This window comes from Gemmatimonadota bacterium (assembly GCA_021295815.1).
Classification (GTDB): domain Bacteria; phylum Gemmatimonadota; class Gemmatimonadetes; order Longimicrobiales; family Gaopeijiaceae; genus JAGWBQ01.
In genome coordinates, this window is record JAGWBQ010000001.1 from 108,542 (window position 1) to 122,015 (window position 13,474).

General features: G+C 67.5%; 7 protein-coding genes. All 7 read left to right on the forward strand.

The features are described from left to right. The first annotated feature begins 232 nt into the window (after positions 1-232). The 7 genes from J4G12_00405 to J4G12_00435 all read left to right on the forward strand — a co-directional run bounded on the left by J4G12_00405 (position 233) and on the right by J4G12_00435 (position 13,474). Complete coding sequence (locus J4G12_00405; protein MCE2454269.1) at positions 233-3,277, forward strand: DUF5107 domain-containing protein; 3,045 nt, start codon at positions 233-235, stop codon at positions 3,275-3,277. A gap of 345 nt (positions 3,278-3,622) precedes the next feature. Continuing rightward, the gene (locus J4G12_00410) at positions 3,623-6,289 is read left to right on the forward strand and encodes a prolyl oligopeptidase family serine peptidase (protein MCE2454270.1); all 2,667 of its coding nucleotides are present in this window, start codon (positions 3,623-3,625) and stop codon (positions 6,287-6,289) included. A 133-nt stretch (positions 6,290-6,422) separates the two neighbouring features. Continuing rightward, complete coding sequence (locus tag J4G12_00415; protein MCE2454271.1) at positions 6,423-6,917, forward strand: hypothetical protein; 495 nt, start codon at positions 6,423-6,425, stop codon at positions 6,915-6,917. A gap of 1 nt (position 6,918) precedes the next feature. Then, positions 6,919-8,601, forward strand: a complete 1,683-nt coding sequence (locus J4G12_00420; GenBank protein ID MCE2454272.1) for a serine hydrolase — start codon at positions 6,919-6,921, stop codon at positions 8,599-8,601. A gap of 183 nt (positions 8,602-8,784) precedes the next feature. Then, a complete protein-coding gene (locus tag J4G12_00425) occupies positions 8,785-9,297 on the forward strand; it encodes a DUF4399 domain-containing protein (protein MCE2454273.1) in 513 nt (170 codons plus the stop codon). Between the two features lie 141 nt (positions 9,298-9,438). After that, positions 9,439-12,036 (forward strand): DUF1592 domain-containing protein, encoded by a 2,598-nt coding sequence (locus J4G12_00430; protein MCE2454274.1) that lies wholly within the window; start codon positions 9,439-9,441, stop codon positions 12,034-12,036. Between the two features lie 46 nt (positions 12,037-12,082). Beyond that, complete coding sequence (locus J4G12_00435) at positions 12,083-13,474, forward strand: DUF1552 domain-containing protein (protein MCE2454275.1); 1,392 nt, start codon at positions 12,083-12,085, stop codon at positions 13,472-13,474.

Sequence of the window (13,474 nt, forward strand, 5' to 3'; positions counted from 1 at the left end):
TCGTTGATGAGCCGACCACCCGAGAACGAACGAGCTACCTGCCACAGACCACATGCGAGAACTTGAGGATCTCGACCGGGGTCTCCAGGAAGTGATCGTCATGCGTCTCGAAGAGCGAACGCCCGCGCTCGGCATCGATCACGTCACCTTCCGGACCGTCGCCCCGGATTAGATTCGGGTGCCGCCGATCCCTCTCCGCAGACCGCGACAGTCGGCGTTCGGCCAACGCCTGATGAGCTCGTCCATCCTGTGCGTCGCCGCGGCCGCCGCCTGCGCCGGCCCCGAACCTCGCGCGCGCATCTCGGAGGAGACTCGAGTCCTCGACACGTATCCGTTCTCGGATCCGAATCCCGTCCCGGTGCTTGCCACCGACCGCCGGCTGTACCCCTACCACACGTTCGAGGGCTACGCCGCGACGTCGGAGCCCCGGGAGTGGAAGGTCGTGAAAATGGAGAACGACCTCATTGAGGTCTTCGTCCTTCCGGAGGTGGGCGGCAAGGTGTGGGGGGCCGTCGTGAAGGCGACCGGCCACGAGTTCATCTATCGGAACGAGGTGATGAAGTTCCGGGATATCGCGCTGCGCGGTCCGTGGACCTCGGGCGGGATCGAGTTCAACTTCGGCGTCATCGGACACACGCCGGCCACCGCCACCCCCGTCGACTACCTGACAAGAGAGAACGCGGATGGGAGCGTGAGCGCGATCGTCGGCGCCATGGACCTCCCGTCGCGGACGCCGTGGCGCGTCGAGATCCGCCTTCCGGCGGACCGGGCGGCCTTCGAGACGCGCGTCCTTTGGCACAACCCGACCCCGCTGGAGCAGCCCTACTACAACTGGATGACGGCTGCGGCCTTCGCCCGGGACGATCTGGAACTCTTCGTGCCGGGCAACGCCTATCTGGAGCACTCCGGGCGCGCGCGCCCGTGGCCCGAGGACGAGCAGGGACGCTTCCTTCCCCTCTACCGCAACAACGCGTTCGGGGGACACAAGTCCTACCACGTCGTGGGCGCGTTGAACGACTTCTTCGGCGGCTACTACCACGACGACGGCTACGGCTGGGGGCACTGGGCCCGCCACGAGGAGATGCCCGGGCGCAAGATGTGGCTGTGGGCGCTCTCCCGGGCGGGCGGCATCTGGGAGGAGCTGCTCACGGACACGGACGGACAGTACGTGGAGTTCCAGGCGGGGCGGCTGCACGTGCAGTATTCGCCGGGAACGGATCGCAACCCCATATCGCAGGGCGGGTTCGATCCCCTCTCGGCCAGCCGCTGGACGGAAACCTGGTTCCCGCTGGAAGGGACGGGCGGCCTCACCGACGCTTCTCCCCACGGTGCCATGCATGTTGAACGGGAAGGCGGTCGACTGCGGGTTGTGGTACAGGCGTTCGGGACTGCGGCCGACACCGTGATGGCGTGGTCCGGCGGCGAGCGGGTCGCTACGCGGCCGGTGGCGCTGGAAGCGCTCGAACCGGTGACCGTCGATTTCGACGTCGCACCCGAGCGTCCTTGGCGGGTCGCGCTCCCCGGACTCGGGCTGGAAGGCTGCTCGAACACGGACCCCGGTCTTGATGGCGTGTGCGGGTTCGGCGGGGAGCCATCGGTGTCCCGGCCGTTCGCGATCGATCCGGAGGCGTGGGACGCCCTCCCGGAGACGGACCGCCTCGTGTTCGAGGCACGGGAGCTGGCGCGGGGCCGCCGCTACGCGGAAGCGCGGACGCTCTACGAACGGGCGCTGGCGGCCGAACCGTGGAACCGGGAGGCCCTGCTGGGCTTGGGCGGGCTGGCGCTCAGGTCGGCCCGCTACGAAGAGGGCGTCGCCCACGCGCGGCGCGCACTCCAGCTCGACACCTACGATCCGGAGGCCAACTTTCTCGCCGGCAACTTGTATTCGGCCTTGCGGCGGCGCACCGACGCGTTCGACTCGTTCGGCTGGGCCGCTCGGTCGGTGGCCTTCCGGGCTGCGGCGCGCATCCGGATGGCGGAGCTGGCGTTCGAAGACGGGGCTCCGGCCGAGGCCCGCCGCCACGCCGGGCTGGCGCTCGACCACGACGCGGGGAGCATCCCGGCCCGCGAGGCGCTTGCGGTCACGGCGCGCCTGGCCGGGGACGAGACGGGCTGGGCGCGGGTCCTGGCGGAAGTGCTCGAACTCGACCCGCTGAACCATTTCGTGCTCGCCGAGCGGTACCTGGCGGCACGGTCCGTAGGCTCTGCGGGCGAGGAGGACACGGGTGAAGACACCCCCGCCGGAGAAGCAGCGGAGCGTCTCGTCGCGTCAATGCGGAGCGAGTTTCCGGGGCAGACGCTGCTGGAACTGGCCATCGGCTATGCCAACCGGGGGCGGACCGGCGATGCCGCCCGCCTGCTGGAACTGGCGGACGACGTGGGCGGCGGCCCCGTGGCCTCGGCGTGGCTCGCCTTCCTGGCGGATGACGCGGACGCCCTGGGGACGGAGGCCGATCCCCACCTCGCCTTCCCCTACCGCCCCGAGACCCTGCCGGTCCTGCGCTGGGCCTCCGGCGAACACGTACACTGGAGTTGGCGCTATCTGCTCGGCCTCAACCTGTGGGCGCTCGACCGCGACGCCGAGGCGGCCCAAGTGTTCGCTACCCTCGGCGACGAGCCCGACTACGGACCCGCCTACGCGGCGCGGGCGCACCTCGCGGAGGCGATGGGCGGCGACCCGGGGCCCGATTTCCGGCGCGCCGTCGCGGTGGACCCCGACAGCCGTCTCCTCCGCGTATCGCTTCTCCGGCACCTGCAGGGAGCGGGACGATGGGAAGAGGCGCTCGAGGTGTCGGACCGAGGCCGGGAACTCTTCCCGGACGACTTCAACCTCGTTCTCCTCCACGTGCGGGGGCTTATCCAAGCGGATGCCCACCGCGAGGCTGTCCGGATCCTCGAGAACACCCAAGTCCTTCCCTCGGAGAACTCCGGCGAGGCCCACCGCCTGTACGAGTTCGCGCATGTCGGCGCCGCCATGGACGAACTCGACGCCGGGAACCGCACCGCCGCGCGCGCTCACCTGGAGACCGCCCTGCTGTGGCCGGAATCGCTCGGACAGGGCCGCCCGTTCGATCCCGACGAGCGGCTCGTGCGGTTCCTGCTCGGAGTTGTGGGCGGCACCGGGGAGGGGGCCGCGTCGGGGACCGCCGAGGCCGACACCATCGCCGCGCTGCGCGTCCGAGTCGACTCGCTCACCGACGCGGCGTCCCCGACCGCGGTCATCGAGCGGGCGCTCCTGCGCCGGGTCCTCGCCGCGGCCGCTGGCCTCGAACGCTAGCCCGGCGGGCGGCGGCAACACCGCGGGACGAGATCGAGTCGTCCTGTTTTCGCGGTGACCTTTCCATATACACGACGACCTCGCCGCCTGGGCGGGGTTCGTTGGCATCGGTCATGGGGTCGGCTCCGCTCTCGGTTTTCGCGGTTGGCATCGTGTCACCCCCGTTCCTCGCGGTCATTCGCCCCGGTCCGCTCGAAGCCCTGCGGCGCCCCCGGCGTACCGTCTCCCGGCCACCGCTCACCCTGTGATCCGGTCGCAACTTCCCCCGCATGCCCTTCTCCCGGTTGCGTCCCGCTCGACGGCTCGCCAAGTTTACGGAAGCTTCCACTCCCACACCGTCCCGCCATGCCCGACACTATCCGCGCTCTTCGCTTCACGCTCATCCGCGCCACGCTTGCGGTTCTTCTCGCCGCCGTCGCGGCTCCCGTCGCGCTCCATGCCCAGGACGCCGACGTCCAAGACGCGACCGACGGCCCCCAGGCGGTGCTCGCGGCGAAGGACTGGGTCGCGCCCCCCGACGTGATCGCCGACGCCGTGCTCGCTCCGCGTCACCTGAACGTGACCCTCTCCAACATCTCGCCCGACAAGACGCGCTTCCTGGTCCAGCTGTCCGACGGTCCGGTGACCATGGACCGTTTCTCGCTCCCGTTCGACGAGCTCGGCGGCCAGTTCTTCGACTTCCGTGCGAATCGCAACCGCAACCTCACGATTCGGAATTCGGTCGGGATCAGACTCATAGCCGCGGACGACGGCTCGACGACCGAGGTGGAAGTTCCGAACGGCGCGCGGGTCTCGAACGCAAGCTGGTCTCCGGACGGCTCGCAGGTGGCCTTCTTCGTGCACGAGCCGGACGCGACCCACATTCACGTCGCCGACGCCGAAAGCGGCGACTCTCGGCGCGTCACCCGGACTCCGGTGCTCGCGACCTTCGTGACCTCCTTCGAGTGGACCGGCTCGGGCGGCGAGATCGCGACCGTTCTCATCCCGGAGGACCGTTCGCCACGCCCCCTGGCCCCGCAGGTGCCCGCCGGACCACAGGTAAAGCAGACCGAGGAGGGCGACAACGTGCTGCGCACCTACGCTTCGCTCATGGCGACGCCGCACGACGAGCAGCTCCTCGAATGGCACGTCACCGGCCAGCTTGCGGTGATAGACGTCGAGAGCCGGACCGCGACGACCGTCGGCGAACCGGCGATGATCCGCTCCTTCGACTTCTCGCCCGACGGGAGGCACGCCAGGGTGACGACCATGCGGCGTCCGTTCAGCTACATCGTTCCGGTCACGTCGTTCGGACGAGTGGAAGAGGTGTGGGACCGCAACGGCGCCGTACTTGTCGAACTGGACGTCACCGAGCTGAACACCGGGCTCAGGGGCGCGCCCGCCGCGCCCGGAGTGGCCGGCGAAGAGGAAGAGCCCGACCGTCGCCAGCTTGCGTGGCGGGCGGACGGGGCCGGCCTGACCTTCCTGCAAATGGAGCCCGCTCCCGACGAGGAAGACGACGCGGACGACACGGCCGCCGACACCGAGGACGACGAGGAGGACTCGGGTCCGAACCGCCGAATGGATCGGGTCATGCTCTGGAGCCCTCCCTTCGACGACGCGAGCATGAGCACGGTCTTCGAGTCCAGCAACCGGATCTCCAGCCATCGCTTCTCTCCCGACCACGACTGGCTCTTCCTCACCCAGCGTCCCGGCGGTGGCGGCGGCGGCTTCGGAGGTGGAGCCGCCCGAGGCGGCAAGGTGCGCGAATACGCGGTCGATCTGGCCGACCCGGACACCGAACACACCCTCGTCGAATACGATTCCGACGACTTCTACGCCAACCCGGGCTCGCTCGTCATGGAGACGGGAAGAGTCGCGGCTTTCGCCAGATTCGGCGGCGGCGGCGGCTCGGCCAACGTCCTGCTCTCCTCGGACGGCGGCTCGGTCTTCTTCGCCGGCACCCAGTACCACGAAGATCCGCTGGAGGAGGGACCGAAGGCCTTCCTCGACCGCGTGGTCATCGCCACCGGCGACAAGGAGCGCATCTACGAAGGAAGCAACGAGGACGTGTCCGAGCGGCTGAGCGTGGTGCTCGACGCCGACATGCCGACCATGATCGTCAACCGTTCATCGCCCACCGAGATCGGGCAGTCTTTCCTGGTCGGAGCGGACGGGGATGCGGTCCGGCTCACGAACAACGTCGATTACACGCCCGACGTCACCATGGCGCCCCGCGAACGTTTCACGGTAGAGAGGCCAGATGGATTCCGCTTCCTGGTCAACGTCACCCTGCCCCCGGATTACCGCGAGGGCGAGCGCAGACCCGCCATGTTCTGGTTCTATCCTCGCGAGTACGAGGATCAGGAGAGCTACGACGAGCGCGGACGCACCTTCGACAAGAACAGCTTCCCGGGCTTCGGGACCCGTTCGATGGAGTACCTGGTGCGGCTGGGATACGTCGTGGTCGAGCCCGACGCTCCCATCGTGGGAGAGGCGGGTCGGATGAACAACAACTACGAGCACGACCTGCGCAACAACCTCGCCGCAGTGATCGACGAGTTGGACCGGCGCGGCTATATCGACAGGCAGCGCCTGGGGCTCGGCGGCCACTCCTACGGCGCCTTCGGCACCGTCAACGCCATGGTGCATACGCCCTTCTTCAAGGCCGGGATCGCAGGGGACGGCAACTACAACCGCACCTTCACCCCCTTGGGCTTTCAGAGCGAACGCAGACATTTCTGGGATGCGCGCGAGGTCTACCTCGGCATGTCGCCTTTCGTCTACGCGAACAACCTGACCGGCGCCCTGCTCATGTACCACGGCCTGAACGACCAGAACGTGGGCACGGCTCCCGACCACTCGCCGAGGCTCTTCCACGCTCTCAACGGTCTGGGCAAGGACGCCGCGATGTACCTCTACCCGTTCGAGGGCCACGGACCAGCCACCCGCGAGACCATTCTCGATCTCTGGGCGCGCTGGACCGCCTGGCTCGATGTGCACCTCGGGGAGCCTACGCAGCCGATCACCTGACCGGAGCGCCACACACGTTCGACTCCGCTTGGCGAGCCCGTCCGACGCGACGCGCCCGGAACGATCAAACGCTGCGCGCGTATGAACAGGAAAGATCCCACGTGTCGAACAACGTTTCCCGGGAGGATGTGAAATGAGAAGGTTCAGACAGCGAATCGAAGACCAGCGCACCCTCGCGGTTGTCGGGGCTTCCGCCCTGGGAGGGATCGTGATGCTCGTGGCGATCCCGACGCTGATCATGGGGTTCGCGGAGGGCGAGGCGGACTACGTGCAGTTGGTCGAGCTGCGGCCCGAGCCCGATGCTCTCGAGATCGAACCTCTCGCAATCGCCGAGGCCCGCGAGATCGCAATCGCCGAGGCCCGCGAGATGATCGACCGAAAGAACGTCGGCTCGGTGAGTATGGCGTTCGCCGAGGACGGTTCAACCATTACGGTATCCGGTACGGTATCCGGTCCGTCTCATCGAGCACGGGTGACGCGCGAGTTTCTGGTCAAGGACCTGACGGAGATCCTCGCCGCCGAGTCCGTCGAAGTCACCGTCGACTCCGAGACGGGTTCCCTGTCATTCGACCTTGGGGACAGAAAGAAGGTCATCGTGTACAGGCCGCAAGCCGAAGGCAACAGGTAGCTTGCGGAGCCGACCGCTCGCCTCCGCTTGGACGGGCTGTCTTCTCCTACTCGTATCCGCCGACGCGTCAGCCCTTCAGGAAGGCGGCCCGTCCCTTGAGCTCGATGACTCCCAAACCGCCGCGATAGACTCGATCTTCTCGCGCTGGGACAACACCTCGGGCGCGGGCTGTGCGGTCGGTGTCGGCACCATCGGAATCGGCAGCGGTCCGCTAAGCGTCTTCGAGCGCGCCTACGGCATGGCGAATCTGGAATACGCCATCGCCAACACCCCCTCCACCGTCTTCGAGGGCGGATCGGTATCCAAGCAGTTCACAGCAGCGGCCATCGTGCTGCTCGCTCTCGAGGGAGAGCTCTCGCTGGACGGCGACGTGCGCGATCACGTGCCCGAGCTCCCGGACTACGGCGAGACCGTCACCATCCGTCACCTCCTCACACACACCAGCGGGCTGCGCGACTGGGGGTCGGTCGCGGCGATCTCGGGCTGGGGTCGGGAGCGGCGCAGCCACGATCACGACTGGGCGCTCGACATCATGTCCCGCCAGACCGCCCTCAATTTCTCGCCGGGGACCCAGTACTCCTACTCGAACTCCGGCTACAACCTGGCTGCCGTCATCGTCGCCCGCGTTTCGGGTCGGTCGTTCGCCGATTTCTCCCGAGAGAGGATCTTCGAGCCCCTCGGCCTCGGCAGCACCCAGTGGCGGGACGACTATCGGAGGCCGGTTCCCGGAAGAAGCACGGGCTACAGGCCCGCCGGCGGCGGGTGGCTCATCAACCATCCCATCGAGCATGTGCACGGCAACGGCGGCATCCTCACCACGGTCGGCGATCTCATCGCCTGGACCCACGCGCTCGCAACTGGGGAAGGGCTGGGCGGAGCACCCTTCGTCGAGGCCATGCACGAGCGCGGGACTCTGACGGACGGCTCGCGGATCCCCTACGCCAGCGGGATCGTGCACGGCGAGCTGGGCGGCGCGGCTTCCGTGACCCACACGGGTTCCACGGCCGGTTACCGAGCCTTCCTCGGTCGCTATCCCGACCACGACCTGACCGTGGCCATGCTCTGCAACGCCGCCAACGCTCCCACCGGAGGAACCGGCAGCGCGGTGGCGAGAGTCGTTCTGGGCGGGACCGCGGCGAACGCGCAGCGGGCGACGGCGATCGACATGAGCCAGGAATCTCTCGCCGAATACTCGGGACTCTACCGCAACCCGAACACCGGCACGCCCAAGAGGCTGAGGGTATCGGCCGGCGTCCTGCGGGAAGGGCCCGTGGAGCTGGTTCCGGTCGCGGAAGGACGGTTCAGCGTGGGAGGCGGGGCGCGCCACTACGTCTTCATGCCTGCGGATTCCGGCAGACCGACCCTCGTGGTCGACTCCTGGGAGTATACCGACGAGCGGTTCGAGCCGGTCGATGAGTGGCTTCCGAGCGCCGAAGAGCTGGCCGGATTCGCCGGCGTCCACGAAAGCGACGAGGCCGAGACGGTCTTCACGTTCTCGGTCGAGGACGGACGACTCGTTCTCACGCGACGACCCGGCAACGTAACGGCGCTCAATCCGGTCTATGAGGACGCCTTCCAAATGCCCGGGGGGACGCTGCGCTTTCGTCGGGACGCGGACGGCGAGGTCTCGGGTCTCCGTCTGAGCGTCAGCCGCGTCTTCGACATGCGCTTCGAGAGGCGGTAGCGACTGCGATCATCGAGTGCGAGACGGGCGACGAGCTGCTCGCGCAGGTAAGGGAAGTGTCGTAAGTTTTCGTGGGCCCAATATCCCGAGGCCGAGGCGCAGCCGCGGTCTCCGGCGGCGACTGCGGCATCTTATCCGCCGAACGCATCCTCGGCCCCTGACCCGATCAACATCGACCTCACCATGATGAACCAAGCCCCCAGCCCCTTCCCGGCCCTCGCCGCCCTCGTGTTCTTCGCCGCCGCCTGCGCATCCGACGCCGACGAGGGGGAGCCGATGGGCGACGTCGTGGAGGAATCGGCGCCTGCCACCGTGACCATCACCTCGCCCGCCGAGGGCGACACGGTCGATCCCGGACCGTTGACGGTTACCATGACCGTCACCGGCGTCTCGATCGTTCCGGCCGGCGACACCACCTCGGGAACCGGCCATCACCATCTCTATCTCGACGCCGATGTCGATGACGTCACCGTGCCGGTGCCCACCGTGCCGGGAAGCATCGTCCACATGGGCGACGCCAGCTCGCAGTTCACCTTCGAGGAGGTCGGCCCGGGCGAGCACAGGCTGATCGCCATAGTCGCCGACGGTGTCCACGTCCCGCTCCGGCCGCTGGTGGTGGACACGGTGCATTTCGTGGTCACGAACGCCGTCGACGTTCAAATCGCTCCCTTCGGGGTCGACTCGGTTGTGAGGTGATCGCCCACGGTCGTCGCTTGCGCTTCCAGCGATCATATCCTATCGTTGCTTGGGGCGTTCAGGGCTGAACTCAGCACTAACCAGCCCCGCAGGTGTCTCTCCTGAAACGCCTTTAATTACAGCCTCGGGCCTTGACCGTACATGAAAAGATACCTCCCGCTCGCCTTGGCGCTGGGGATTTTCCTGGTTCTCCTCGGGCAGTCGAGCCACCTCGGTAGCGGCGCGAGCCTGCGAGACTCTCTCGATCCGACCGTGGTGGCGGCCACCCCGGACGGTGCGCCGCAGACCGGGGCAGTCGTCCGCGGCGTGTCCGACGAGCCGGGCCTCGGTCCGCAGGGTTCGGCCGGCGTCGTGACGACGCCCGCTGAAGCCGTTCCGACCGGGTCGTCGTCCCCGGCGGCGCATTTCTCGACGCCGCCTTCCGTCGACGAGGCTCTGAACGAGGTCGTTCGGTCGTACTGCGTTCGCTGCCACAGCGATCGAAGGCTTCTCGGCAACATGTCGCTCGAGGAGTTCGACGTCGCGCGCCCCGAACTCGCCGGCGAGCTGGCTGAGAAGATGATCCACAAGCTCCGTGCCGGAATGATGCCCCCGCGGAGTGCGCGCCAGCCGAGCGAAGACACCCTGGTCCTGCTCGCCGACCAACTCGAGAACACCCTCGACGCGATCGCCCGCAGCAACCCCAACCCGGGACGTCGGACCTTCCAACGTCTGGTTCGCGCCGAGTACGAAGCTGCGGTGAACGAGCTCTTCGGACTCGATATCGACGCCTCCGCCTTCCTCCCCACCGAGACCCTCTCGGAGAACTTCGACAACATCGCCGACATGCAGTTGCTCTCGGCGACGCTGATGGAGGGCTACCTGAGGGCGGCGGCCTTCGTGGCCAGGGCGGCGGTCGGAGACCCGGACGCCACCCCGGCCTCGTCGGTCTACAAGGTGGCGAAAACCCTCTCCCAGGTCGGCCACGTCGAAGGCGCGCCGCTCGGCACCAGAGGCGGCACCTCGGTCGTGCACAACTTCCCCGCCGACGGCGACTACGTATTCGAGCTCGACCTGCATCCCGAGCCCACGGGCAATCTCTACGGCCTGACCGCCGGCGACGGCGAACAGCTCGAGGTCTCGATCAACGGCGAACGGGTCGCCCTCTTCGATCTCGATCGCTGGATGTCCGAAGCCGATCCCACCGGTCTGCGCCTGGAGACCCCGCCGATTCACGTGCGCGCCGGTCCCCATAGGGTGTCGGCGGCGTTCGTGCAGCGCTTCGAAGGGCCGGTCGTCGATCTTCTGACGCCGGTCGACTACACCCTCGCGGACTCGCAGATCGGCACCGCCTACGGCATCACCACCGTTCCGCACCTCCGCGACCTCACCATCTCCGGTCCTTTCCGGGTCACGGGCGTCTCGGAGACGCCGGCCCGCCGTCGCATCTTCACCTGTCGCCCCACCTCGCTGGAGGAGGAGCGTCCCTGCGCCGAACGCATAATCGGGAACCTGGCCCGTCGCGCCTACCGCAGACCTCTGGAAGACGGGGAGACGTCCGCTCTGATGGTCTTCTACGATCAGGGCCGGGAGGAAGGCGGTTTCGAGGTCGGCGTTCGCACCGCCCTCCAGGCGATTCTGGCTTCGCCCCACTTCACTTTCCGCATCGAAGAGGTGCCTGCGGGAGTGGCTCCCGGCGAAAAGTACCCGATCGCACCTTACGACATCGCGTCCCGACTCTCGTTCTTCCTCTGGGGTTCGCCTCCCGACGACGTGCTCATCGACGCGGCCGCGAGAGGGAAGCTTTCGGAACCCGACGAACTCGAGGCGCAGGCTCGGCGCATGCTGGCCGACCCCAGGGCCGAAGCGCTGGCCACACGCTTCGCGGCTCAGTGGTTCCGGCTCCAGGACCTTGAGAAGATCCACCCCGACGCCCAGCTCTACCCGTACTACGATCACACCCTCGCGGAGGCGATGGAGCGCGAGACCGAGCTCCTCTTCCACCACATCGTGACCGAGGACCGGAGCATATTCGACGTGATCACGGCGGACTACACCTTCGTGAACGAGCGGCTCGCCGATCACTACGGCTTCCCCGATGTCGTCGGATCGCACTTCCGCCGGGTGCCGGTCGAAGACCCGAACCGACACGGCGTCACGGGTCACGGCTCGGTGCTCATGATGACCTCGCACGCGGACCGAACCTCGCCCGTCCTGCGTGGCAAGTGGGTGCTGGAGGTCCTCCTCGGGAGCCCGCCTCCGCCGCCTCCGCCCGACGTTCCCGCATTCGAGGAGACCGACGCCGCCACCGACGGTCAGGAGCTCTCCACCCGGCTGCGCATGGAGCAGCACCGCGCCAACCCGTCGTGCACGTCGTGCCACAACGTCATCGACCCCATCGGACTCGCCCTCGACAACTTCGACGTGACCGGAGCCTGGCGCATCAAGGAGCACGGAATGCCGATCGACGCGACCGGCATGCTCTACGACGGGACTCCCCTCGCCTCGCCCGTCGATCTGCGGAACGCGATCCTCGCTCGCCCTTCGGTCTACGTGCGCACCTTCACCCGCAACCTCATGGCCTATGCGCTCGGACGACGGGTCGAATACTTCGACATGCCTACCGTCCGGCAGATAGAGCGGGCCGCGAAAGCCAACGACCACCGGGTCACCGACTACATCATCGGCATCATCCGCAGTCCGGCGTTCAGGCTGGCCGTGGCCGAAGACCATACCGACGATCACGAAGACGAATACTGAACGAAGACCGGATCGGGACCCACGCATCCTCACTCTCGAAAATGACATGAAGCACCTCTCCAACATCCACATCCCGCGCCGCACCTTCCTGCGGGGCGTGGGAGCCTCGGTTGCCCTCCCCCTCCTCGACGCCATGGTGCCCGCCCGGGGCGCATGGGCCAGCTTGAGCGGCGAGCTCGGCAAGACCCGGTTCGTCGGCATCGAGATGGTGCACGGCGCTGCGGGCGTCAACGAGTGGGGGGCCACCCGGAACCTCTGGAATCCGGCCGCAACCGGTCGGAATTTCGATCTCGGTCCGACGAGCCTCCAGCCGCTCGAAGGTTTCAGGGACTACCTGACCGTCATCTCCAACACCGATGTGGAGAACGCCGAGGCGAAGACGCCGCGCGAGATCGGCGGCGACCACTTCCGCTCCAGCGCCGTCTTCCTGACACAGGAGCACCCGCGCCAGACCGAGGGCTCCGATGTTCAGGTGGGAACGTCGATGGACCAGCTCTACGCGCAGCGGCTCGGAGACCAGACCCCCATCCCGTCCATGCAGCTCTGTATCGAGAACGTCGATCAGGCGGGCGGATGCGCCTACGGCTACGCGTGCGTCTATACCGACACCATAAGCTGGGCGTCTCCCACCGAACCTCTGCCCATGATCCGCGACCCCCGCATCGCCTTCGACCAGCTCTTCGGCGCGGGCACCACCCCCGAGGACCGGGCTCTGCGCAGGCGGACGGATCGCAGCATCCTCGACTGGATCGCGACCGAAGCGACATCGCTCAAGAGGCAGCTCGGGCCAGAGGATCGGCGGCGCATCGACCGCTATCTCGACAACATTCGCGAGATCGAGGGGCGCATCCAGAGGATCGAGACCCGCAACCGGAGCGGCGAGACCCGGCAGTTGGCCGGAGCCCCCGCCGGCGTGCCCGACGACTTCGAGGAGCACGTCAAGCTTATGTTCGACATTCAGGTGCTCGCCTTCGAGTCGGACATGACCAGGGTCTTCACCTTCAAGATGGGACGGGACGCCTCGGGCCGCGTCTACCCGGGCAGCGGGATCGACGTCGGCTTCCACAACGCGTCGCACCACGGAGGGCAGCCCGAGCGGGTTACCCAGTTCGCCGAGATCAACAGGTACCACGTCTCGCTGCTGCCGTACTTCCTTCAGAAGCTCAAGGACACACCCGTCGGCGACTCGAACCTCCTCGAGCAGACTCTGATCGCCTACGGCTCGCCGATGGGCGACTCCAACCTCCACAACCACAAGCGCTGCCCGCTCTTCCTGATCGGCGGCGCCAACGGTCAGCTTCCGATGGGCGGAGCGCACCTGAAGGCGGCGGACGGCACCCCGATGGCCAACGTCATGCTTTCGATGCTGCACATGTTGGGAGCGGAAGACATCGACAGCTTCGGCAACAGCGACGGTCACTTCTCCTTCAGCGTCTGA